This window comes from Xanthomonas sp. WCS2018Noco2-27, from assembly GCF_031843525.1.
GTDB lineage: Bacteria > Pseudomonadota > Gammaproteobacteria > Xanthomonadales > Xanthomonadaceae > Xanthomonas.
The window spans coordinates 1-22,962 of the sequence record NZ_JAVTIK010000012.1; the positions used below are offsets into that span (position 1 = coordinate 1).

At 66.1% G+C, this 22,962-nt stretch carries 17 protein-coding genes, 1 other RNA gene and 1 pseudogene; 15 read left to right on the forward strand and 4 right to left on the reverse strand.

The window, feature by feature from the left end; genetic code table 11:
• Positions 1–170 precede the first annotated feature (170 nt).
• On the reverse strand, positions 171–2,114 hold the full coding sequence (gene acs, locus RQH86_RS17245; RefSeq protein ID WP_055846763.1) for an acetate--CoA ligase: 1,944 nt from the start codon (positions 2,112–2,114) through the stop codon (positions 171–173).
• Between the two features lie 295 nt (positions 2,115–2,409).
• Between acs and RQH86_RS17250 the strand changes: the two genes are divergently transcribed.
• From RQH86_RS17250 to RQH86_RS17280, 7 genes are all read left to right on the forward strand, one after another.
• Complete coding sequence (locus tag RQH86_RS17250; RefSeq protein WP_055846766.1) at positions 2,410–3,792, forward strand: DcaP family trimeric outer membrane transporter; 1,383 nt, start codon at positions 2,410–2,412, stop codon at positions 3,790–3,792.
• 69 nt (positions 3,793–3,861) lie between these two features.
• Positions 3,862–4,179: a DUF485 domain-containing protein gene (locus tag RQH86_RS17255; protein WP_055846769.1), complete on the forward strand. Its 318-nt coding sequence runs from the start codon at positions 3,862–3,864 to the stop codon at positions 4,177–4,179.
• Positions 4,176–5,903, forward strand: coding sequence for a cation acetate symporter (locus tag RQH86_RS17260; RefSeq protein ID WP_055846771.1), 1,728 nt, complete (start codon positions 4,176–4,178; stop codon positions 5,901–5,903). The genes RQH86_RS17255 and RQH86_RS17260 overlap by 4 nt, the downstream gene beginning before the upstream one ends.
• 645 nt (positions 5,904–6,548) lie before the next feature.
• Complete coding sequence (locus RQH86_RS17265; protein WP_193552646.1) at positions 6,549–7,523, forward strand: glycerophosphodiester phosphodiesterase family protein; 975 nt, start codon at positions 6,549–6,551, stop codon at positions 7,521–7,523.
• 51 nt (positions 7,524–7,574) lie between these two features.
• Positions 7,575–7,664, forward strand: a non-coding RNA gene (locus RQH86_RS17270) — sX9 sRNA.
• A 68-nt stretch (positions 7,665–7,732) separates the two neighbouring features.
• On the forward strand, positions 7,733–8,623 hold the full coding sequence (locus tag RQH86_RS17275) for a peptidylprolyl isomerase (protein ID WP_311260650.1): 891 nt from the start codon (positions 7,733–7,735) through the stop codon (positions 8,621–8,623).
• A 107-nt stretch (positions 8,624–8,730) separates the two neighbouring features.
• Positions 8,731–9,429, forward strand: coding sequence for a hypothetical protein (locus tag RQH86_RS17280; RefSeq protein WP_311240559.1), 699 nt, complete (start codon positions 8,731–8,733; stop codon positions 9,427–9,429).
• Between the two features lie 93 nt (positions 9,430–9,522).
• Here RQH86_RS17280 and RQH86_RS17285 read toward each other — a convergent pair whose 3' ends face one another.
• Positions 9,523–10,668, reverse strand: a complete 1,146-nt coding sequence (locus RQH86_RS17285; protein ID WP_311240548.1) for an ROK family transcriptional regulator — start codon at positions 10,666–10,668, stop codon at positions 9,523–9,525.
• 106 nt (positions 10,669–10,774) lie between these two features.
• On the opposite strand from RQH86_RS17285, the gene RQH86_RS17290 reads away from it, so the two are divergent.
• From RQH86_RS17290 to RQH86_RS17305, 4 genes are read left to right on the forward strand one after another with little or no spacing between them, the layout of a single operon-like run.
• A complete protein-coding gene (locus tag RQH86_RS17290) occupies positions 10,775–13,450 on the forward strand; it encodes a TonB-dependent receptor (protein WP_311240549.1) in 2,676 nt (891 codons plus the stop codon).
• The gene (locus RQH86_RS17295; RefSeq protein WP_311240550.1) at positions 13,440–14,696 is read left to right on the forward strand and encodes a phosphodiester glycosidase family protein; all 1,257 of its coding nucleotides are present in this window, start codon (positions 13,440–13,442) and stop codon (positions 14,694–14,696) included. The genes RQH86_RS17290 and RQH86_RS17295 overlap by 11 nt, the downstream gene beginning before the upstream one ends.
• A 52-nt stretch (positions 14,697–14,748) precedes the next feature.
• Positions 14,749–15,528: an exodeoxyribonuclease III gene (gene xth, locus RQH86_RS17300; protein WP_055846797.1), complete on the forward strand. Its 780-nt coding sequence runs from the start codon at positions 14,749–14,751 to the stop codon at positions 15,526–15,528.
• Positions 15,525–15,962 carry a GFA family protein gene (locus RQH86_RS17305; protein WP_311240551.1) on the forward strand — a complete coding sequence of 146 codons (438 nt, stop codon included), beginning with the start codon at positions 15,525–15,527 and terminating at the stop codon, positions 15,960–15,962. Before xth ends, RQH86_RS17305 begins: the two co-directional genes overlap by 4 nt.
• 314 nt (positions 15,963–16,276) lie before the next feature.
• On the opposite strand, the gene RQH86_RS17310 is transcribed toward RQH86_RS17305, so the two are convergent.
• Positions 16,277–16,528: a GlsB/YeaQ/YmgE family stress response membrane protein gene (locus tag RQH86_RS17310; RefSeq protein WP_039425819.1), complete on the reverse strand. Its 252-nt coding sequence runs from the start codon at positions 16,526–16,528 to the stop codon at positions 16,277–16,279.
• A 126-nt stretch (positions 16,529–16,654) separates the two neighbouring features.
• On the opposite strand from RQH86_RS17310, the gene RQH86_RS17315 reads away from it, so the two are divergent.
• Complete coding sequence (locus RQH86_RS17315; RefSeq protein WP_311240552.1) at positions 16,655–17,251, forward strand: 4'-phosphopantetheinyl transferase superfamily protein; 597 nt, start codon at positions 16,655–16,657, stop codon at positions 17,249–17,251.
• On the opposite strand, the gene RQH86_RS17320 is transcribed toward RQH86_RS17315, so the two are convergent.
• Complete coding sequence (locus RQH86_RS17320) at positions 17,236–18,822, reverse strand: alkaline phosphatase D family protein (protein ID WP_311240553.1); 1,587 nt, start codon at positions 18,820–18,822, stop codon at positions 17,236–17,238. The two genes, RQH86_RS17315 and RQH86_RS17320, sit on opposite strands and share 16 nt — an antisense overlap.
• Positions 18,823–19,157: 335 nt before the next feature.
• Between RQH86_RS17320 and rsmG the strand changes: the two genes are divergently transcribed.
• The 3 genes and pseudogenes from rsmG to RQH86_RS17335 all read left to right on the forward strand — a co-directional run bounded on the left by rsmG (position 19,158) and on the right by RQH86_RS17335 (position 22,925).
• A complete protein-coding gene (rsmG, locus tag RQH86_RS17325; protein WP_311240554.1) occupies positions 19,158–19,796 on the forward strand; it encodes a 16S rRNA (guanine(527)-N(7))-methyltransferase RsmG in 639 nt (212 codons plus the stop codon).
• Between the two features lie 343 nt (positions 19,797–20,139).
• A pseudogene (locus RQH86_RS17330) lies at positions 20,140–21,950 on the forward strand (DUF885 family protein).
• Between the two features lie 591 nt (positions 21,951–22,541).
• Positions 22,542–22,925 carry a hypothetical protein gene (locus tag RQH86_RS17335; protein WP_311240555.1) on the forward strand — a complete coding sequence of 128 codons (384 nt, stop codon included), beginning with the start codon at positions 22,542–22,544 and terminating at the stop codon, positions 22,923–22,925.
• The last annotated feature ends 37 nt before the right edge of the window (positions 22,926–22,962 follow it).

Below are 22,962 nucleotides of genomic sequence, written 5' to 3' on the forward strand. Positions count from 1 at the left end.
ACAGCAACAGCGTCGATGCGGTGACGTTGAATATGAGAATTGGCAGCGATGAATAAATGTAGGGGTCGGGAACCCGCTTTTACGAATTCCCAATCCGACGATTTATTTCCCACTCCTCAGGGAACCGCTCTAACGATTCCCCAATCCCGATTCCCCATTCCCAACGCGCGTCAGCGCGTCAGCCGCTCATTGACCAGCGAATCCACCACCGACGGGTCGGCCAGGGTGGAGGTGTCGCCGAGTTGATCGGGTGCGTTTTCGGCGATCTTGCGCAGGATGCGGCGCATGATCTTGCCCGAGCGCGTCTTCGGCAGGCCGGGGGCCCACTGCAGGTGGTCGGGCGAGGCGATCGGGCCGATTTCCTTGCGCACCCAACTCACCAGCTCCTTGTGCAGCTCTTCGCTGGGGTTCTCGCCGGCGATCAAGGTGACGTAGGCATAGATGCCCTGGCCCTTGACGTCATGCGGGAAGCCGACCACCGCCGCTTCGGCGACCTTGGGGTGCGAGACCAGCGCGCTTTCCACCTCGGCAGTGCCGATACGGTGGCCGGACACGTTGATCACGTCGTCCACGCGGCCGGTGATCCAGTAGTAGCCATCGGCATCGCGGCGGCAGCCGTCACCGGTGAAGTAGCTGCCCGGATAGGTGCGGAAATAGGTGTCGATGAACCGCTGGTGGTCGCCATAGACGCTGCGCATCTGGCCCGGCCACGAATCCAGCAGCACCAGGTTGCCCTCGGTGGCGCCGTCCAGGATCTTGCCTTCGGCATCGACCAGCGCCGGCTGCACGCCGAAGAACGGCAGCGTGGCCGACCCCGGCTTGAGGTCGACCGCGCCGGCCAGCGGCGAAATCAAAATGCCGCCGGTTTCGGTCTGCCACCAGGTGTCCACGATCGGGCAGCGGCTGTCGCCGACCACTTCGTAATACCAGCGCCAGGCTTCCGGATTGATCGGCTCGCCGACGCTGCCGAGCAGGCGCAGGCTCTTGCGCGAGGTCCGCTTGACCGGCGCTTCGCCATCGCGCATCAGCGCGCGGATCGCGGTGGGCGCGGTGTAGAACAAGGTGACCTGGTGCTTGTCGATCACGTCCCAGAAGCGCGAGACGTTGGGGTAGTTGGGCACGCCTTCGAACATCACCGCAGTGGCGCCATTGGCGAGCGGGCCGTAAACGATGTAGCTGTGTCCGGTGACCCAGCCCACGTCAGCGGTGCACCAGTAGATGTCGTCTTCGCGCAGGTCAAACACCACTTCGTGCGTGTAGCTGGCAAACAGCAGATAGCCGCCGGTGGTGTGCAGCACGCCCTTGGGCTTGCCGGTGGAACCGGAGGTATAGAGGATGAACAACGGATCTTCCGCGTTCATGCGCTCGGGTTCGCACTCGGCCGGCTGGCCATCGACCACGTCATGGAACCAGCGATCGCGCGGCGCCTGCATGTCCACCGCGCCACCGGTGTGGCGCACCACCAGCACGGTTTCGACCGTGTTGGTGCCGGGAATCTTCAGCGCCGCATCCACGTTGGCCTTGAGCGGAATCTTCTTGCCGCCGCGCAAGCCTTCGTCGGCAGTGATGATCAGCTTGCTCTGGCAGTCGATCACCCGGTCGGCGATCGAGTTGGCGGCAAAACCGCCGAACACCACCGAGTGCACCGCGCCGATGCGCGCGCAGGCGAGCATGGCCACGGCCGCATCGACGATCATCGGCAGGTAGATGGTGACCCGGTCGCCCTTCTTGACGCCGAGGTTGCGCAGCGCGTTGCCGAGCTTGCAGACGCGCTCGTACAACTCGCGGTAGGTGACCGGGTAGGACGCCGCATCCGGGCTGTCGGGCTCGAACAGCAGCGCGGTCTTGTCGCCGCGCGTGGCGAGCTGGCGGTCCAGGCAGTTGACGCTGGCGTTGAGCTCGCCGTCGCCAAACCAGCGGATATGGAAGTCGTCCAGCGCAAAGCTGACGTCCTTGACCTGGGTGGGTTGCTTGAACCAGTCCAGCCGCTGCGCGGCCTTGCCCCAGAACTGCTCGGGATGCTCGATCGATTCGCGGTACAGCGTTGCGTACTGCTCGCCATTGACGCGTGCGCCCTTGGCGAACGCGGGATCGACGGGATAAACATCAGCCATGGCACCCTCACTTGCGATGAACTTGTTGGGAGAGGGCACGGCAGCTGCCCTCGGTAGGCGATCAGTGTGCCGCATCCATTCTGTCCCGGCGGTCAACGGCGCGTTAGACCATGGTCGTAACCTAAGGCGTGCGCTGGCGCACATCCATTGCGGGTCCTGGTGCGACCATCGGTCACCTTGTGGAATGCTGCGTTGCAGCTACGACCAAAGGCGAATAGGCTGCAAACCGCGGACTGCCTCACGCTCCGCACAGCATCGCCATCAAGCGCGAGGCCTTCATTGGGGAGAGGGTTCCATGAAACACCGTACTGCACCGTTGGTGCGCCATCCGTTGGCGGCCGCATTGTTCGTGGCCAGCATTCTGCCGGGCGTTGCGTTCGCGCAGACGGCAAAGGAAAAGGCGCTGGAAACACGTATTGCCGAGCTCGAGCGTCAGGTCCAACTACTGGTGACCGCGCAGCAACAACAACAGGGCCAGATTGCCCAGACGCAGACGCAGGTCACCGAGGTGCGCACCTTGCAGGCGCAGACTCCGCCCGCGCCAGCGCTCCCGGCCGGCAAAAAGCCGATCCAGCTGACCAGCATCACGCCGAACGCGTTGCCGGGGACAACGTTTCGTTACGGTGGTTTCATCAAGGCCGACTTCATGACCACCCGCACCAGCGACGGTGCCTTGCCTGAAGGTGCGGTGGGACGTTACCTGTACATCCCGACGCAGACGCCTGTCGGGGGACAGGCGTCGAGCACCGACACCGACTTCCATGCCAAGTTCTCGCGCTTCAACCTGGGCGTGGACACGGTGACCGAAAACGGCGACAAGCTGACTGGGTTCATCGAACTGGACTTCTTCGGCAACGCGCTGGCCAACCAGGTCAACAATCTGTACGGCGGCACCTTGCGGCACGCCTACATGAGCTGGAACAACTGGCTGGCCGGCCAGACCTGGTCCAACTTCGTCGACGCCACGATCCTGCCGGAAGCGGCCGACATCGTCGGGCCGACCGACGGTGCGCTGTTCAGCCGTCAGACCCAGATCCGCTACACCCGCGGCGCTTTCAGCGTGTCGGCAGAAAACACCGAAACGCTGACCACGCCATACCGGGGCGGCAACACCATCCTGGCCTCGGACCATGGCGCGATGCCGGATCTGACCGCGCGGTACAACTGGAAGGGCACCTGGGGCACGTTCGGCCTGTCGGCGATCGCACGCCAGTACCGCACCCGCAGCGCGCTGACCAACGACACCGACTTCGGCGGCGCCATCGCCGGCGGCGGCCGCTGGATCATCAACTCCAGCAACGACCTGCGCTACCAGCTGGCCTACGGCGAAGGCCTTGGCCGCTATCTGGGCCTGGGCAACGGCTCGGACGTGGAAATCGACATCGACGGCAACATCCAGACCGTCAGCACGGTGGCCGGCTGGGTGGCTTGGCGCCACGACTACAACGCCAAGTTGCGCAGCACCATCATGTATTCGCGCGTGGATTACGACCATTCGCTGGCCAACACCGGCGGGCTGGCGAGCAAGTCGCAGCAGAGCATCCGCGCCAACGTCTTCTATTCGCCGCTACCCAAGGTGGATGTGGGCGCAGAGCTGATGTACGGCCGCCGCGAAGCCGAAAACGGCGATTCCGGCGACATCTCGCGCCTGCAGTTCACCACCAAGTACAGCTTCTAAAGGTTCACCCATCGGCCGCCCGCCACGCATGTGGGCGGGCCGTGCTGCCCGCACTCCAGGAGACAGACCATGACCGTCTCGAATGACGCATTGATCGCCAAGATCGATGCCAATCCGAAGTACCACGCGCTCAAGCGCCAGCGCAACACGCTCGGCTGGACGCTCACCGTGCTGATGTTGCTGGCCTATTTCGGCTATATCGGCCTGATCGCTTTCGACAAGGCATTTTTGGCCAAACCCATCGGCGATGGGGTGACTTCGATCGGCATTCCGATCGCGATCGGGGTGATGGTGTTCACCATCGTCATCACCGCCATCTATGTGCGTCGTGCCAACAGCACCTACGACCAGCTGACCGCGCAGATCCTGGAGGAAGCCCGCAAATGAGCAAGACTTCGCGCCTTCTTCTGATTTTGGCCGGTCTGCTGCCGGCAGGCCTCGCGCTGGCCGCCGGTGGCGATATGGGCCAGGTCGACAAGCAGCCCACCAACTGGGTGGCGATCGGCATGTTCGGCTTCTTCGTGCTGGGCACCTTGTGGATCACCAAATGGGCGGCGGCCAAGACCAAGTCGGCCGCCGACTTCTACACCGCCGGCGGCGGCATCACCGGCTTCCAGAACGGCCTGGCGATCGCCGGCGACTTCATGTCGGCGGCGTCGTTCCTGGGCATTACCGCGGCGGTGATGGCCAACGGCTACGACGGTTTGATCTATGCCATCGGCTTTCTGGTCGGTTGGCCGATCCTGACCTTCCTGATGGCCGAACGGCTGCGCAACCTCGGCAAGTACACCTTCGCCGACGTGGCAGGTTACCGCTTCGCGCCCACCGCCATCCGCAGCTTTGCCGCTTCCGGCACGCTGGTGGTGGTGCTGTTCTATCTGATCGCGCAGATGGTCGGTGCCGGTGCATTGATCAAGCTGCTGTTCGGGCTGGATTACTGGGTGGCAGTGACCCTGGTCGGCGTGCTGATGATGGTCTACGTGCTGTTCGGCGGCATGACCGCCACCACCTGGGTGCAGATCATCAAGGCAGTGTTGCTGCTGACCGGCGTGACCTTCATGGCAGTGGCGATCATGTGGCACTTCAACTTCAGCTTCGAGGCGTTGTTTGCCGAGGGCGTGCGGGTGAAGACCGCGATTGCGGCCAATGGCGGTGCATCGCCAGACGACGCAGCCAAGGCCGGCCTGGCGATCATGGGGCCGGGCGGTTTCGTGAAGGACCCGATCTCGGCGATCTCCTTCGGCATGGCGCTGATGTTCGGTACCGCCGGCCTGCCGCACATCCTGATGCGTTTCTTCACCGTTCCCGATGCCAAGCAGGCGCGTAAGTCGGTGCTGTGGGCCACCACCTGGATCGGCTACTTCTACATCCTGATCTTCATCATCGGCTTCGGTGCGATCGCCCTGGTGCTGACCAATCCGCAGTTCGCGGACGTCGCCACCGGCACCATCCACGGCGGCAAGGGTGCGGCCAACATGGCGGCGGTGCTGGTCGGCAATGCAGTCGGCGGCAACGTGTTCATGGGCTTCATCTCGGCGGTGGCCTTCGCCACCATCCTGGCGGTGGTCGCAGGGTTGACCCTGTCCGGTGCCTCGGCGGTGTCGCACGACCTGTACGCCACGGTGATCAAGAAGGGCAACCCGGCGCCGGGTTCGGAGCTGAAGGTCTCGCGTGCCACCACCCTGGTGCTGGGCGTGATCGCAGTGCTGCTGGGCATCGTGTTCGAGAAGCAGAATGTGGCCTTCATGGTGTCGCTGGCCTTCGCCATCGCCGCGTCGGCCAACTTCCCGGTGCTGATCCTGTCCTTGCTGTGGAAGAACTGCACCACGCGCGGCGCGGTGACCGGCGGCTTCCTGGGCCTGATCTCCTCGCTGGTGCTCACGGTGCTGTCGCCGTCGGTGTGGGTGGACACGCTGGGTAACGCGGCCGGGTCGGCGCCGTTCCCCTACACCTCGCCGGCACTGTTCTCGATGACCATTGGCTTTGTCGGCATCTGGCTGTTCTCGGTGCTGGATCGCAGCCCGCAGGCGGCCAACGAACGCGCGGCGTTCAAGGCGCAGCAGATCCGTGCCGAAACCGGCCTGGGTGCCAGCGGTGCGTCGGGTCACTGACCGATCGCGTAACCCATCGCTGTCAACGCAGAACGCCGGCCTTGTGCCGGCGTTCTGCGTTTTGGCAGAGGGTGAGACCGCGCAGCGACGCGCGCCCGCCAGCGCCAAGGCCGGTCCGCAGCGATCGACGCTTGGCAGAGCGCAGAGGCAGGCAGCGATCCAACGCGGTGCTGACCAAGATGCGAGCGGCTTCAGATGTCGATCCGCAGGACCCACCGTGCTGCGCGCGCATGCCGCCATCGCGGCGTCGTTGCGTGCCACGGCGCGATTGCGGTCGCCTACTTCGTTTTTCACGCAACGCCTGCGCGATCGCGAACAACCGCAACACCAGCGAAGAAATTAAGTCATGGAGAGTGACTAAATTGGCCCGCAAGCCGAACGCTGATCACGCACGGCTTGGCCTCTCCCCCGGTATCGACCGGCTGGCGAGTGCGCTGCAAGCGAGTTCGCCGGTTGCGTCGACCCATCGGCTCTCGTCCATCCCTTGCCCTTCCTGCACCTACGAACCGGGACACAGAGACCATGCTTACCCTCCTCGCTCCACATCCGCTGGCCCGCGCCTGCCGCCTGCTCGGCGCACTGGCCCTGCTGGCGGCACTGCCGCAGCTGGCACTCGCTGCCTGCAGCGACAGCTCCGACGTCAAGATGCAACGCATCTTGTTCAACTCCTCCAATACCGTCGTGCTGGCGCACCGTGGCTTATGGGGCAACTACGCCGGCATCGCCGACATGCCGGAAAACTCGCGTGGTTCGCTGCAGACTGCCAACGACCAATGCATGGATGGCGTGGAGCTGGACGTCAAGCTCACCAGCGATGGCGTGCCGGTGTTGCTGCACGACTACAACCTGGGGCGCACCACCACGGTGTGGCAGCACCATCCGGGGGTGAAGTACGACCCGATCACCAATCAGGGTGTCAACCCATCCGTGTTGGTCACCCCGTGGTCGGAAGTCAGCCAGTTGTTCCTGCTGGCGCCGAATCGTCGTACCACCACCGGCTATCACGTGCCGCGTGTGGATGAGCTGTTCGCCTATTACAAACAGCGCCAGCTGCGCACACCGATGGTGTTCGATATCAAGGACGCCAAAACCGTGCGTGCGGTCAGCAGTGCAGCCAATAAGGTGTTTGGCATCGCTTCCGGCAGCTACGTCGCCGCCAAGGTCAATGCAACGCTGTACACCAGCCGAGATGCTTACCGTGCCGATGGCAGCGGCATGGTCGGCATTCCGGTGTTCACCACCAACATGCTGGGCAAGATCAATGTGCGCCAGACGATCTCGGCATGGATGAACTCGGGTAACCAGACGATGGAGATCAACGTCAAACAACTCGGCGGCTTGCTGCAGAGCGATGCCGATTTCATTCGCGAGCGTGGTTATCGCGTGGGCGTGTTCCAGGCAATTCCGGATGGCCCGTCTGCCGGCAAGTTCTATCAGAACAGCGGCGCTTGTTGCTACGCGCTGTCGGATCTGTATTTCTCTTACGGCGGTGGCCGCGACACGGCCGACAATCGCGGCAATCTGGATTTCATCGTGCGCGACGAGGCCTTCGGCCTGATCACCAGCGACAACCCGAAAGCGGCCATCGCCTACCTGCGTGCGCGCGGCAAGCACGACTAAGAGCGACTCACAACACCACTGCGCGGCCGCCAGGCGGGCGCGGACGGCCTCATGTACCACTCGTACGCTCCGGTTCTGAGCGCGCCGTCCACGCCCACTTGACGACCGCTCGCTAGCCGCTCTAAGCAGCTGTTGCCGGCCCGCGCGGGCCGGCTGTCCTGGCGGCGGCACCTGCCGCCGCCGGGTTCATGCCATCACGGAGATTGCCCATGTTTTCCACATCGCATTTTTTCAAAGTGCTTTCGCTGAGCCTTGCCTGCTGCACGCCGCTGGCGCAGGCCGCCACGGCCGATGCACACCTGCAGACTCGCCCGGCTTCCGGAAAGGTGCTGCAGATCGGGCAGCAGGCGTTCAGTGCGCCGGAATATCGCGCGCTGGCCCTGGCCGATTTGCCGCAGAACGCCAATCCGGCCGTTGCGGCCGACCCGAGTTTCGTTCGCGAATTTGCCGACCGGCTGCTGCTGGTGGACCAGGCGCGTCAGGCGCATCTGCAAGACGACCCGGTGGTGGCCGCGCACATCCGTCAGGCCACCGATGCGATTCTTGCCGAGGCAATGCAGCGGCGCGCGCGCGATGCCGCAGCGATCGACGCGACCCAAGTGCAAGCGCAGTTCGACGCGCATCCGCACGATTACGACGAGGTGCGCCTGAGCCATCTGTTCGTCGCGTTGCAGCCACAAGGCGATGCGCGGCGTGGCACACCGTTGACCGATGCGCAGGCGCTTGCCCGCGCACAGCAGCTCAAGCAGCAGCTGGAGGCCGGGACGCCCTTCGAAGAACTGGCGATGCGCGAATCCGACGATGGCAGCACCGCGGCCGAGGGCGGCCAGTTGTCATCGATTTTCCTGCGTAACGTGGCCGATGCCTTTGTTGCGCCGGTGGAGGGAATGGGCGTGGGGGAGGTGTCGGCCCCGGTGCGCGGGCCGGAGGGGTATCACCTGATCCGTATGGATGCGCGTAGTCCCGCCACGCTGGAGACAGCGCGCGGGCAGATCGAAGTGCAATTGCGCGACCAGGCCGCCACCGCTGCACTGGAGCGTCTGCGCCAGGCCAATCCGTTGCAGTTCGATCGCGCCGTGCTGGAAGCGGCGCTGCGTTGATGCCGGCGCCTGCGCTGAACGCCGGCACGCAGCCATGCCATCGGCCCCGGCTGCTCTGGCCGGTGGCGGGGGCGGTGTGTGTGATTGCAGCGGTGTTGGCAGCAGGGATGTGGAGCGTGCGCACGCCGGCTGCATCGCCTCTGCAGCGCAGCGTCGCTGCGCCCCAGTTGCTGCCTGCCGGCGTTGCGTCCGCGCAGCCGCCTGCACGCGCCGCGCAGGACCTGTTCGACAGCGCCATGCAACAGCTGGCCTGTCGCGAGCAGGGTGAGCAACGTGCGGCGCAGATCGCGCACGGCGGCGCGCACAGGCCGCCGTTGAACGCGCGTCGTTGCGTCGCCGGTACACCGTTACAGATCGAGGCACTGCTGCGCACGGCCGCAGCGCACGGCGATGCCAACGCGCAACGCTATCTGCTTGCCCAGCGCGTGAGCGAGTTGCTGCAACGTGCGGTGGCCGCCGCACCCGCCGGCATGCCCGCGCAACTGTCGGCGAGCGACGAACAGGAGGTGGCCGCGACGGTGGCCGAGCTGGAAACGCTGGCGCTGGCAGGCCATCGCGATGCCATCGAAACCCTGGCGCAGGTGGTGGAATCACCGCTGTTGCACGCACCCGACCCGGTGTATGCGGCGGCCTGGCGGCTGGCCGCGCGGCAACCGCCGGGCCGCGCGCTGGATGCAGCTGCACCTTTGCAGGCAGAAGACGAGTTGCTGGAGTCGATGCCGCAACAACAGCAGCAACAGGCACGTGCGCTGGCGGTGGAATTGTTTGGCTATTGCTGCCGAATGCCGGTTGCGGCAGCACGGTGATGCGCCCTCTCCAGCGCGACCGTCGAGCGGGTGCGTGGTCGACAGCCAGGCGCGTGCCTGCCAGCGCCAGCGCCGCTGTATCGCTGCCACCACTCAACGGAAGTAACGCGCCTTCAACGGCAGCGTTGCCGCGCCGATCGCACACGCATCGGCTGGTGCTTCGGCCGGCAGCAGCAGCGGCATCGGGCGGCCCTGGCCACGGCGCGGTTGGTTGTCGATCTGCACGGCGGCGATCAGCCGTTGCGCCAGATCCGCCGGCAGGCGACCGCCGAAGACGATGGCTTCCGGGTCGCACACCGCGGTGATCGCCGAGACGATCAGCGACACGCCCGGCGCGCTGCGTGCGATCCAGCGTTCGATTGCCGGCCATGCCGGGTCGTAGGCGGCCAGCAACGCACGCACATCCGGCAGCGCGATGCCGTCTTCGGCCACAAGTTCGCGTAGCAACTCCAGCGTGGCGCGTTCGAGCTGTTGCGCGGGCAGCATGCCGGCGAACTCACCGGCGTTGCCGCGGGCGCCGCGCAGCACCTGGCCATCGACCACCAGCCCGCCGCCGAAGCCGTAACTGAGGTAGAGATAGGCGAAATCGCGATGCCGCCGGCCCACGCCCAGCATCGCTTCGCCTGCCGCTGCCACGCTGCCGTCGTTGTCCATCCACACCGGCTGGGTAAAGGCGTCGGCCAGCCACGGACACAGCGCGATCTGGCCCAGGGCGCGCAGCGGCTCGGGCGGATTGATGAAAGTGTCCACACCGGTAAAAAAGCCGCTCATCGCCACCCCGATGCCCAGGCGCGGGCCGGCATCGTCGACGCTCGCCAGCAGCGCGGCATCGGCCGCCTGCAGCTGGGTCAGCACGCCATACAAGGTGGTATCGGTCAGGGCGACCTCGTTGCCAGCCAGCACCGCACCGGAAAAGTCCATCAGCGCCAGGCTCAGCGCATCGGTGGCGATGGAGATGCCCAAGGTGTGGCCGTGCCCCGGGTTCAACGACACCGCCACGCCCGGCTTGCCACGCCCGGCGCGCGCGATGCTGCTGCCCATGTGCACCATGCCGCGCGCCTGCAGGCCTTCGATCAGGCGCACTGCGGTCTGCACGGTCAGCCCGGTACCGCGGCTCAGGTCGGCGCGGGTCAGCACCCCGGCCAGCCGCAAGCGGTCGAGCATGTCGCGCTCGTTGAGGCTCAAGCCGGGCAAGGGGGGCGTGTGTGGAGGCAGCGCAAAGGCGGCAGTGGAGGACATGGCGCGCGGTGTCACGGGGGAACCGCAAGCTTACCCGCACCGGACTGAAATAATTAATTCACAGGAAGTTATTAAATTAACGGTCTCATCCTCGACTGGCCGCCCCATGTCCCGCTTCACTACCCGCCCGTGCCCGCACCTGTGTCTGCTGGCCCTGTGCGTCAGTGCCAGCCTGAGCGCCCATGCCGCCGAGCCGGCGCCGTCCGGGGCGGCTCCCGCCAGCGACGTACCAGTGCAGCTGGATGCGGTGCAGGTCTCCGGCCAGCATCTGTCGATCCGCCAGGCCATCGGCGCCAAGCGCGAGGCCGCGGTGGTGTCCGATGGCGTGGCCGCCGACGATATCGGCTCGATCCCCGACTTCGGCTTGGGCGAGGCGTTGCAGCGCGTGCCGGGCGTGTCGATGGTGGTCAACAACGGCCGCGGCGAGGCGCAGTTCATGAGCCTGCGCGGCTTCAATCCCGACTACAACACGGTGCTGATCGACGGGGTGGCGCTGCCGTCCACCGAAACCAGCCGGCGCGTGCAGTCGCTGGATGTGATTCCTGCATCGCTGGCGCAGCAGGTGGATATCTACAAGACCTTCAACGCCGACATGGACAGCAATGCCATCGGCGGCATCGCGTCGCTGCGCACGCGCAGCGCGTTCGATCACGACGGCCCGTTCGCCACCGTGCGCGCGAATCTGGCCGATTGGGAAAACCGCCGGCAGCTGCAAGGTAGCGGCCCGTCCGGGCAGGTGCAGGGCAGTTTCAGCAACACGTTCGGGCCGGACCATCGCTTCGGTGTGGTGCTGTCGGCCGATTATTTCCGTCGCGATTCGTCGTCGTTGAACACCGCCATCGACAGCTACAGTTACTACGCCAACGGCGCGCGGCAGACCCTCGTCCCCACGCTGGACACCAACGGCATGGCGATCGCCCCGGACCGCTTCCGCCCGCTCAGCTACGACAACGTGCGTCAGCGCCGCAGCGTGTTCGGCAAGCTGGAATACGACGATGGCGATGCGCTGAAACTGGCGTTGAGCGCCGGCTCCTTCGAACACGGCAACGACGAACAACGCCGCTCGCAGTGGATCAACCGCGTCGGCAATGCGCTGGTGGCCGATGCCGACGACGGCCGCTACGCGCAGGGTAGCGCACAGACCGATGCCAACCGCTTCGACCAGACCCGCACGCTGCGCTATGCGCAAGTCAACGGCAGCTTTCGCCTCAATCCGCAGGGCCACATCGATGTGTTGTTCAACCGTGCCACTGGCAAGTATCGACAAGACACGCGCGAAGACGTGTTCACTGCGGCCGCCTCCGCACGGCTGGGATTCGGCTACGCGCTGGGCAACGACACGCGCCCGACCATCGCCCTGGTCGACCCCGGCTACTACAGCAACCCGGCCAACTACCTACAGTCGTACTTTCTGACACGGGTGGAAAAGAGCAGCACCGACACCACCACCTTCAAGGTCGATTACAGCCAGAACGCCGATGCCGATGCGCAGGGATGGGGGCTACGGACCGGCCTGCAGTACCGCGATCTGCAGCAGCGCTATAACCTGGACGAAGTGCGTCGCAATCCGGTCGGACGGATCAGCCTGGCGACGGTAGGGACCGACGATGCGCGCATCTGTCCGTATGCCGATTTCAGCTGCCTGCTGCTGGTCGACCCGGCGCGGGTGGCCGCGTTTGCGGGCGCCTCGCCAGGCGCCTACGTACTGGCCAACACCAATGCGCGCAATAGCGCGATCAGCGATTTCCGTATCGACGAACGCAATGGCGCGGCCTACCTGATGGGTACCTGGCATGGCGAACGCACGCAGGCCACCTTCGGCCTGCGCAACGAGTATCTGCAGCGCGACGTGCTCAGTGCGGTGCCGCAGCCCCTGAGCAGCACCACCAATTATCTGCAGCAATCCGACGCCAGCGACCGGCGCTTTCTGCTGCCATCGGCCAACCTTGCCTGGGACATCACCCCGGCGCTGAAACTGCGCATGGCCGGCAGCCGCACCATCGGCCTGCCCACCTATGGCGATATCGGCCAGAACAGCAGCCCGGTGGTCGATACCACCGGCTTGACCATCAACCGCAGCATCGCCAACCCGCAGTTGCGTCCACGCCGCGCCGACAATCTGGATCTGTCGCTGGAGTGGTACCCGGATCAGGATTCGCAGTTGTCGATGGCCGTGTTCCACAAGCGCATCGACGACGAGATCGTGCGCGTCACCAACACCGATCTGCAGCGCGATCCGGGTGGGCTGGTCGGCACCTATCAGGTCACCACCACCCAGGCGATCAATACCGGCGCGGCCAGCGTGCGCGGCGTCGAGTTCACCGCTATCGATACGCGGTTCGATTTTCTGCCCGGTGCCTGGTCGCATCTGGGCGCGATGGCCAATCTGACCGTGCTCGACCCACGCACTGCCGACGTGCAGATGAGCGATGGCAGCCTGCGCGCGCTGCCCGGCCTGATGGAATCGCCCAAGCGCAGCGCCAATGCCTCGCTGCTGTACGACCTCGGCCGCTTCAGTGCACGCGTCAGCGCCAACTACACCGGTCTGCAATTGCTGTCCGCAGCCACCGACAACCGCGTCAACGACCGTTACTACGATGCCATCACCAGCTACGACGCACAGCTGGCATGGCGCTTCACCAGCAAGCTGCGCATGACCGTGCAGGGCCGCAACCTCAGCAACGCGCGGCTGACCCGCGTCATCGGCGCCGATCAGCAATTGATGCGCGAGCAACTGGATAACGGCCGCGCGTATTACCTGGGAGTGGACTATGCGTTCTGATCGACGCAGCGCAGCGGCGCTGGGCATTTGTCTGATGGCCGCATGCATCGGCAATGCGTGTGCCGACCAAGCGGCCACGCCCGCAGCAACGCCGCCGTTCGTGGCGATGGAGACCATCGTCAGCGACGATTGCTGGGGCCAATGGCCCGACGACGTGCTGGCGGCGGTAACCCGCTGCAAACCGGCCGAGCACAATCGCATTGCGTTGCAGGTGCTCGACGATGCCGACGGCCCGGCACGCGTGGGCAGCGACACTGCATCCTGCAGCGCTGCGCGCTGCGTTGGCCTGGCACAGCTGCTGCAGTCGGCACCGGCGCAAGCGCTGCTATTGCGCACACCGCCGGCACGCATCGATGCGGTGCTGGCCGCGTTGGATCACGCGCAGGCGCGTGCGCGCGTGACCATCGAGCCGCTGGTGCAACCGGTGCCCGCACCTGCCGCGCCGGTCACGCTGGCGCCGGGCGTGCGCTATTGGCGCCAGCGCCTGGATGGGCCGCAGCCGGTGATGCTGCACATCGCCCAGATCGACCTGACCACGCCAGGCCTGCAACTGGTCGGCACGCACGGCGACCGCAGCGGCGGTGGCGAATTTCTCGCCAATCCCACCACTGCCTTCGTACGCGATAACGGGCTGGCGTTGGCGATCAATGCCGACTATTTCCTGCCGTTCGATGGCGGGCATCTGTTCGACAAGGCGTTCGTCCCGGCAGCCGGGCAGGGCGTCACCGCCGAAGGCCTGGCCATCGACGATGGCCATCTCGATTCGGCCGCCGCAACCAGTGATGCGCGCGTCGATGCCGCTTTTTGCGTGAGCGCGCGCAACGCCGTGCGCCTCGTGCGCGGCAGTTGCCCGTCCGGCACACGCGTCGGTGTGGGCGCCGGCCCGCTGCTGTTGCTCGATGGCAAGCGCCAACCGCGCGAAGCCAGCCGCGCCGACTACTACGACGGCCCCGAACCGCGCAGCGCGCTGGGCCTGGACCGTGCCGGCAAGACGCTGTGGATGGTGGTGGCCGACGGCCGCCAGCCCGGCTACAGCGCCGGCATGTCGCTGGACGCGCTGACCGCCGTGCTGCAGCAGCTCGGTGCCAACGCCGCCATCAACCTGGACGGCGGCGGCTCCAGCACCCTGGCCGCCCGCGTGGACGGCCGCGTGCGCACGCTCAACCGGCCCATCCATACCGGCATTCCGGGGCGCGAACGCCCGGTCGCCAACCAGTTGGGGGTGCGGATCGTGGGGCAGCCCTGAGGCGTCGTGAGATGGCGCGGTACCATTGGTGGTTTGGACCACGGCCCCCGCCATGAAGATCGCCTCCTGGAACGTCAACTCGCTCAACGTGCGCCTGCCGCACCTGCAACAGTGGCTCACCGACGTCGCGCCGGACGTGGTGGGTATCCAGGAAACCAAGCTGGAAGACCACAAGTTCCCGGACGCGGCGCTGGCCGCGCTTGGGTATCGCAGCGTGTTCTGCGGGCAGAAGACCTACAACGGCGTGGCGATCCTGTCGCGCGCGCCGGCGTTGGACGTGCAGATGGGCATCCCCGGGTTCGATGACGTGCAACAGCGCGTCATCGCCGCCACCGTCGATGGCGTGCGCATCATCAATCTGTACGTGGTCAACGGGCAGGACGTGGGCACCGACAAATACGCCTACAAACTGCGCTGGCTCGATGCGGTGCACGCCTGGATCGCGCAGGAGCTGCAGCGCCACCCGCAGTTGGTGGTATTGGGCGACTTCAATATCGCCCCGGACGCGCGCGACGTGCACGACCCGGTGGTGTGGAACGAGACCCACATCCTCACCTCCACCGCCGAGCGCGCCGCGCTGGAAAAACTGTTGGCGCTGGGCCTGCACGATGCGTTCCGTTTGCATCATGACCAAGCCGAGCAGTTCAGTTGGTGGGATTACCGCCAGGCCGCGTACCGCCGCAACCTGGGGCTGCGCATCGACCTGACCCTGGTGTCGGATGCGCTGCGCGCACGCGCGGTGGCGTCGGGCATCGACCGCGAACCGCGCACCTGGGAACGCCCCAGCGACCACGCCCCGGCATGGGTGCAACTGGCGGAGGCCGGCGCATGAGCGAGCGTCATCTGCGTCGCAGCACCCACAAGATCGGCGACGTGACGCTGGGGCCGGTCCACCGTTTGAGTTGCCATTGCGGCGCCGTGCAGATCGACCTGGAATTGCCGCACGGCCTGCTCGATCCACGCCGTTGCGATTGTTCGATGTGCCGCCGTCGTGGCGCCATCGTCGCCTCGGTCGCGCTCGATGGCCTGCACGTGCGGCAGGGCGAAGACGTGCTACGCCTGTATCAGTTCAACACGCACGCCGCCGCGCATTATTTCTGCGGGGTATGCGGCATCTACACCCATCACCGGCGCCGCTCCAATCCCAACGAATACGGCTACAACGTCGGCTGCCTGGACGGCGTCAACCCATATGCGCTGAACATCGCGGTGCAGGTGGAAGACGGCGTCAACCATCCGGCAGATCGCGCCGCTGCCGGCAGTTGAAACGACACTGCCCGGGCAGTGTCGTCACCGATGTGGCGCGATTTAGATCGGCTAACCAATCGACCGCGCAGGCGTCAAAGGCGCGGCCGGTGCCCGGAATCGGTACATACCGCTCGTACGCTGCGGTTCTCCCGTGCCGTCCATCTCCACCGGCGGCTGCTCTTTAGCCGTTTTTAAAGCGACCAGCAAAACAGCCAAGCGACTAACGGGTGCATGCGGCCGATGCCCGGAGACGGATGCCGCGCGTACGCTACGATGACGCCGTGTTGTCCGTATGCACCTGACGACCGCACCCACCGGTTTATAGGACGCTGTTAACGCACGCGGCCACGGGTAAACAGATTGACGATGGCCAGCAGAATCACCGCACCCACCAGCGACCAGACAAAGGTCATCACGGTGATCGCCTGATTGATGCCGCCGCCTAAAAACCAGCCAGCGATCATTGCACCGACGATGCCGACCACCACATTGAGAATGATGCCCTGCTGTGCATCGCGACGCATGATGATGCTGGCCAGCCAACCCACGATGCCGCCGATGATCAACCAGATAATGATGCCCATGGTGCCAATCTCCTCGTTCGCTTGCACCGGGAGCGGTGCATGGGCGCCATTGGACGCAGCGCGCCGTGAAGCAGCTGTCGAGCGCGATGCGCGTAATTTCCCTGCGTTGGGGTTGGTGTGCACGGCGTGACAGCGCACGCTGGGTGGCAGCATGGCCCGGTGCAGCTATGGCTGCGTCCGCATCGGCCCGGTGAGCGCGGCGAGCCGCAGGCGCGGCAGCTGCTTGGCCCGGCCCTGGCGATCGACCCGGCCGCGGTGCCGCTGCTGCGCGATGCGCGCGGCCGACCCTCCCTGCAACCGGCGCTGCCCGACTGGGATACCGGCTGGAGCCACAGTGGCGACTATCTGCTGGTCGGGTTGGGCCGCGGCGTACGGCTGGGGGTGGATCTGGAACGCATCCGCGCCCGCCCGCGCCTGCTCGACATTGCGCAGCGTTTCTTTCATCCGGACGAACTGGCGTTGCTGGCGGCGCTGGAGACTGACGCACAGCAGGCGCTGTTTTTCCGTCTGTGGTGCGCCAAGGAAGCCTTGCTCAAGGCCTATGGGCATGGCCTGTCGTTTGGGCTGCATCGGCTGGCGTACGCCGTTGACTCGGATGGCGCATTGCACCTGCAGTGGTGCGACCCCGAACTAGGTGATGCCGCACAGTGGCAGCTGCACGAATGGTGGGCCGCGCCGGACTGCCGCGCCGCGTTGGCGTTTTATCCTCAGCCCGTCGCATGAGGCGCCGCGCCATACGGCAGGATCGGCTGACGGAACTGCGCCACGCCATCGAGATCGCGCAAGGTCACCGTCAACACGCCGCTGGCGCCGTCGATCTCCACCTCGCCGAAGAATTGATACCCGGCCAACGGTGAGGTGTTCGGCGCGGGCGGCGCCTTCTGAAACACCACCGTCGGGCCGAAGGTGGCATCCAATGCATTCGGCCCGAAGCTGCCGGCATTGAGCGGGCCGCCGACGAATTCCCAGAACGGCTCGAACTGCTGAAACGCGGCGCGGTCCGGGTGGTAATAATGCGCGGCGCAGTAATGCACATCGGCCGTCAGCCACACCGTGTTGCGGATGCGCGCGCGGCTGATGAAGCGTAGCAGCGCGGCGATCTCCTGCTCGCGTCCGCGCGGCGCGCCGTCATCGCCATTGGCGATCGCTTCCCAGCGCGTGCGCCCGTTGCCATCTTCGCCATCGGGGACCTGCAAACCGATCGGCATGTCGGCGGCAATCACCTTCCACTGCGCGCGTGAGCCGGCCAGCTCGCGCTGCAACCAGGCCAGCTGCTCGGCGCCGAGAAATGCGGTCTCCGCGCTCGGCGTGGGTTGCAGATTGTCGCTGTTGGCACCGCGATAACTGCGCATGTCCAGCACGAATACATCCAGCAGCGGGCCATAGCCGATCTTGCGATAGATGCGCCCATTGCCATCGGCACGCACGCCGCGCATCGGTGCATATTCCAGAAACGCCTTGCGCGCACGCCTGGCCAGCACGCCGATGTCGCGCACCTGGTAGCGCGCATCCAATTGCTTACCGGGCGACCAGTTGTTGGTGGTTTCGTGGTCGTCCCATTGCCACAGTTGCGGCACCTCGGCATTGAAGCGGCGCACATGCTCGTCGAGCAGGTTGTAGCGGTAGTTGCCGCGAAATTCGTCCAGCGTTTCGGCCACCTTGCTCTTGGCCGCGGTGGTGAGATTGCGCCAGCGTTTGCCATCTTCCACGGTGAGTTCGGCCGGGATCGGGCTGTCGGCGTAGATGGTGTCGCCGCTATGCAGAAAGAAATCCGGGTTGCGTGCGCGCATCGCGCTGTAGATGCGCATGCCGCCGATGTCGGGATTGATGCCGAAGCCCTGGCCCACGGTGTCGCCGCTCCAGACAAAACGCACATCGCGGCGCGTTTGCGGTGCGCTGCGCAGATGGCCATGCACCGGCGCACTCAGCACACCGCTGTCGGCATCTTCGAAGCGTACCCGATAGAAAATGTCCTGGTCGCACGGCAGCCCGCCCAGATCCAAGCGCGCGGTGAAATCGTGGGCGGGTACCGCCATGCCTCCCTCCACGCGACGCGCCTGGCGCAGGCTTGGTCGCGTATCCCATTCCACCCGCATCCGCGCCGGACGGTCCGCACGGCTCCACAGCAGTGCGCGACCATCGCGCACATCGCCGCTCTGCACGCCATCGGTGATGATCGGCCGCCCGGAGGGCGCGGCCAGACTGCGTGCAGACCAAGCGCCGGCCGCCGGCAGCAACAGCCCGGCGCCCAAGCCTTGCAACACGCGGCGGCGCGCGGGATCGGAAGCGGTCATGGGGTGTCCTTCGCGCAACGGGGGAGCCTGCAGATGTAGCGCCACTGTCTTACCGCTGCGTGTCCGGCACCGGCACGGCTCCAGGCCGCGTGACCGGGATCACGCCGATGCCGGCCAGAGGGATGCGCCCGCATCGCCGGACACGCCGTACCGCACGCCCGCGATGCGTTGCCGTATCGCGGCTGCCAACCAATGCCGTGAACTGTCGGCCGACTGCGTCGATGCACGCTCCGTTTGAATCCTGCTTCAGATCATTCCTGCGAGCATCGACGATCCCCAATCCCCAATCCCCAATCCCGCCACGCCACGCCACGCCCACCTGCGATAATCGCGCCATGAACGATGCCGCACTTCCCCCCGATGTCTCCGCCGCACTGGCGCATGGCCTGCAGGCCCAATCCCTGGATGCGGATTTTGCCGCGCCGTTGCTGCGCTATCTCACGCTACTGGTGCGCTGGAACAAGACCTACAACCTCACCGCCGTGCGCGACCCGCGTGAGATGGTCACCCGCCATCTGCTCGATTCGCTGGCCATGCAGCCCTACATCGCCAGCGGCACCCTGGCCGATCTGGGCACCGGCCCCGGCCTGCCCGGTATCCCGCTGGCGATCACCCGCCCGCAGCTGCAGGTGACGCTGGTGGAAAGCAACGGCAAGAAGGCGCGCTTCATGCGCGAGGCCTTGCGTCACCTGGCGCTGGGCAATGCGCGCGTGGCCGAGTCGCGCGCCGAAGCGCTGGACGAGCCGGCTGCCTACGACCACCTCACCGCCCGCGCGCTGGATACGCTGGCCGGCATCATCGACGTCGGTGGTCACCTGCTGCGTCCGGGCGGCAGCCTACTTGCGATGAAGGGGGTCTACCCGCACGAAGAGATCGCCGCGCTCCCGGCCGGCTGGACGCTGACCGAGGTACACCCGCTGCAGGTGCCTGGCCTGGATGGCGAACGGCATCTGGTGGTAGTGCGTAAGGCCTGAGCCGAAGCCACGGTTATCGGCCTCGAGCGGCCCTCACCCCGACCCTCTCCCGCAAGCGGGAGAGCGGGCGAGACTGCCCTCGCCAAGCACGTCACGTCCTTTACCTCCGGCGAAGAGGTGACGACCGGCTTCTGACAAGCCCACCACGTCCCTTCCCCCGCCTGCGGGGGAAGGTGCCCGCAGGGCGGATGGGGGCAGTCCCTGACTCGCCCCGCCATATCAATCCAGCCGCCGACACTCCAGCCACACCCGTGCGCCGGCCTGCGTTGGGACTTCCGGCCCATGGCAGCGCTCCCGGGGGCTGCCATGATCGGGCGTTCGCTCCAGATCAGGCTCTCCGCACGTGACCTCTCCTCTCGCCGCCGCACTCTCGCTCGCCCTGCTGGGCCTGTCCTTCGGCGCTGTCGCCGCCCCGCCCGCCGCCGCGCCGGCCACGCTGACTGCCGAAGCACCTGCCGACGCGCGCTTCCGCGCGATCTACGAAAAAGAGTGGGCATGGCGTCAGGCCGAAACCGGCCAGGCCGATGAAGACACCGACACCACCGGCGACAACACCAAGCTGCCGGACGTCGGCGCTACCGCGCAGCAGGCGCGCCTGACGGTCTGGGAGGCTGTGCTCAAGCAGCTCGACGGCATCGACCCCAAGCAGCTCTCGCCCGCCAACCAGATCAACCTTGCGATCTATCGCCCGCAGGTGGAAAACCTCGCGGCCGAAGTGCGCCTGCGCCTGTACGAGATGCCGTTCAATTCCGACAGCTCGTTCTGGTCCAACCTGGGCTTCATGGCGCAGCGGCCGATGAAGACCGCCGCCGAGTACCGCGCCTACATCGCGCGTTTGAACGATGTGCCGCGCTATTTCGACCAGCAGATCGTCAACATGCGCACCGGCCTGGCGCGTGGCTTCAGCGTGCCGCGCGCGGTGCTGGATGGGCGCGATGTCTCCATCGCCACCATCGCCGAGGTCAAGGACCCCACCGAGTCCACCTTCTACGCGCCGTTCAAGCAACTGCCGGCGCAGATCCCGGCCGCCGAGCAGGCGCAGTTGCGTGCGCAGGCCAAGGCCGCGGTCAGCGGCGCGGTGCTTCCGGCCTACGCCAAGTTGCTGACCTTTTTCCGCACCGACTACATGCCCAAGGCGCGCACCACCCTGGCCGCCGAAGCGCTGCCCGATGGCAAGGCGTTCTACCGGCAGCAGATCCGCGAATACACCACGCTGGAATTGACACCCGAGCAGATCCACCAGATCGGCCTGGACGAGGTGGCGCGCATCCAGACCCAGATGAACGCCATCATTCAGCAGGTGGGATTCAAGGGCAGCTTCGCGCAGTTCCTCACCTTCCTGCGCACCGACCCGCAGTTCTACGCCAAGACCCCGCAGGAGCTGCTCGATCGCGCCGCATGGATCTCCAAGCGCGTGGACGGGCAGGTGGGCAAGTTCATCGGCACGTTGCCGCGCGGGCGCTTCACCATCAAGCCGGTGCCGGCCGATATCGCCCCGTTCTGGACCGCCGGGCGCGGTGGCGCCACGACCTATTGGGTCAACACCTACAACCTGCCGTCGCGGCCGCTGTACAACCTGCCGGCGCTGACCTTGCACGAGTCTTCGCCCGGGCATTCGTTGCAGGGCTCATTGGCGCTGGAGCAGGGCGAGCAGCCGGCATTCCGGCGCGAAAACTACATTTCCGCCTACGGCGAAGGCTGGGCGCTGTACACCGAAAACTCGGCCAGGAGATGGGCATCTACGAGACCCCGTACGAGGAATTCGGCCGGCTCACCTACGAAATGTGGCGCGCCTGCCGGCTGGTGATCGACACCGGCGTGCACCACGACGGCTGGACCCGCGAGCAGGCGCTGGCCTATCTGCGCGACCGCACCGCGCTCAGCGAGCATGAAGTCACCACCGAAGTGGACCGCTACATCTCCTGGCCCGGCCAGGCGCTGAGCTACAAGCTGGGCGAGATCACCATCGTCAAGCTGCGCGTCGAAGCCGAAAAGGAGCTGGGCGAGCGCTTCGACATCAAGGCCTTCCACGACGTGGTGCTGAAGCAGGGCTCGGTCACCCTGCCGGTGCTGGAGCAGCAGGTGCGTGCGTTTATCGCCGAGAGCAAGGCGCGCCCGGCCAAGCCCAAGTCAACCGCTGTCGCCGCGCCCTGAGCGATGCCGGCGATGCGGCCAAGGCCGCGCCTACGTCGACCGGGTCGACCGGGTCGACCGGGTCGGGACCGCATCGCGGCCAGGTCCGCTCCTACAAGTCAGCAGGACCAGCCGATTTTGCCGAAGCCAAGCTGTCGTAGAAGCGGCCCCGGCCGCGATGCAGTCCCGACACCCTCAACGCCGCAACGCGTGATCGGCCATTTGGCACACCAGACACACCGCCTCGACGGTCCATCCGCCTCCTTCCGGTGGCTGTGAATTGGTCGGGACCGCGTCGGGGGCCAGGTCCGCTCCTACAAGTCAGCAGGACCAGCCGATTGTGCCGAAGCCAAGCTGTCGTAGGAGCGGCCCCGGCCGCGATGCCGTCCCGACTTCCTCAACGCCGCAACGCGTGATCGGCCATTTGGCACACCAGACACACCGCCTCGACGGTCCATCCGCCTCCTTCCGGTTACCGTGAATCGTTCGGGACTACGTCGCGGCCAGGTCCGCTCCTAAGACTGTTGCCGGTGAGCGCCTTGCGATCCGGGCCGGCCACTGCGCTCCCGGATGCGATTGTGTAACTGCCCTGGCCCCGATACGCTGCGTGCCATGCTGTTTCGACGCGCCCGCTTATTGCACCCTCTGTTGCGCCTGATGGCGCTGGCAGTGTTGGTGTTGGGCGTGCTGGTCGCGCCGGTGGCCTGTGCGTTGGGCGATGTGCATGCGCTGGCGCACGACCAGGCGCATCTGGACGACAGCGCGCCGCACGGTCACGACGGCGCCGATGAAGACGATGCTGGCGAGCGCGATGGTGCTGGCCTGCTGCATGCCTTGATGCACAGCGGTTATTGCCATGGGCATAGCCCGGCGATGCTGCCTGCCATCTCCTGGGGTCCACTGCCGATGCGCGCACACGCGCAGCCGGCCGCGCTGACCTCCGACTACCGTTCGCATCTGATCGATACCTTGCTGCGGCCCCCGATCGCGGCCTGATGCCTTGCCGGCGGCTGCCGGCCTGTCCATCGATCCC

What these genes read in the sequence shown, in the direction of transcription:
- RQH86_RS17310 (WP_039425819.1), bottom strand. Translation starts at nt 16,528, where the DNA reads ATGGGCATCATTATCTGGTTGATCATCGGCGGCATCGTGGGTTGGCTG.
- RQH86_RS17255 (WP_055846769.1), top strand. Translation starts at nt 3,862, where the DNA reads ATGACCGTCTCGAATGACGCATTGATCGCCAAGATCGATGCCAATCCG.
- RQH86_RS17260 (WP_055846771.1), top strand. Translation starts at nt 4,176, where the DNA reads ATGAGCAAGACTTCGCGCCTTCTTCTGATTTTGGCCGGTCTGCTGCCG.
- RQH86_RS17285 (WP_311240548.1), bottom strand. Translation starts at nt 10,668, where the DNA reads ATGTCCTCCACTGCCGCCTTTGCGCTGCCTCCACACACGCCCCCCTTG.
- RQH86_RS17250 (WP_055846766.1), top strand. Translation starts at nt 2,410, where the DNA reads ATGAAACACCGTACTGCACCGTTGGTGCGCCATCCGTTGGCGGCCGCA.
- xth (WP_055846797.1), top strand. Translation starts at nt 14,749, where the DNA reads ATGAAGATCGCCTCCTGGAACGTCAACTCGCTCAACGTGCGCCTGCCG.
- RQH86_RS17290 (WP_311240549.1), top strand. Translation starts at nt 10,775, where the DNA reads ATGTCCCGCTTCACTACCCGCCCGTGCCCGCACCTGTGTCTGCTGGCC.
- RQH86_RS17335 (WP_311240555.1), top strand. Translation starts at nt 22,542, where the DNA reads ATGCTGTTTCGACGCGCCCGCTTATTGCACCCTCTGTTGCGCCTGATG.
- RQH86_RS17275 (WP_311260650.1), top strand. Translation starts at nt 7,733, where the DNA reads ATGTTTTCCACATCGCATTTTTTCAAAGTGCTTTCGCTGAGCCTTGCC.
- RQH86_RS17305 (WP_311240551.1), top strand. Translation starts at nt 15,525, where the DNA reads ATGAGCGAGCGTCATCTGCGTCGCAGCACCCACAAGATCGGCGACGTG.
- rsmG (WP_311240554.1), top strand. Translation starts at nt 19,158, where the DNA reads ATGAACGATGCCGCACTTCCCCCCGATGTCTCCGCCGCACTGGCGCAT.
- RQH86_RS17295 (WP_311240550.1), top strand. Translation starts at nt 13,440, where the DNA reads ATGCGTTCTGATCGACGCAGCGCAGCGGCGCTGGGCATTTGTCTGATG.
- RQH86_RS17265 (WP_193552646.1), top strand. Translation starts at nt 6,549, where the DNA reads ATGCAACGCATCTTGTTCAACTCCTCCAATACCGTCGTGCTGGCGCAC.
- RQH86_RS17320 (WP_311240553.1), bottom strand. Translation starts at nt 18,822, where the DNA reads ATGACCGCTTCCGATCCCGCGCGCCGCCGCGTGTTGCAAGGCTTGGGC.
- acs (WP_055846763.1), bottom strand. Translation starts at nt 2,114, where the DNA reads ATGGCTGATGTTTATCCCGTCGATCCCGCGTTCGCCAAGGGCGCACGC.
- RQH86_RS17280 (WP_311240559.1), top strand. Translation starts at nt 8,731, where the DNA reads ATGTGGAGCGTGCGCACGCCGGCTGCATCGCCTCTGCAGCGCAGCGTC.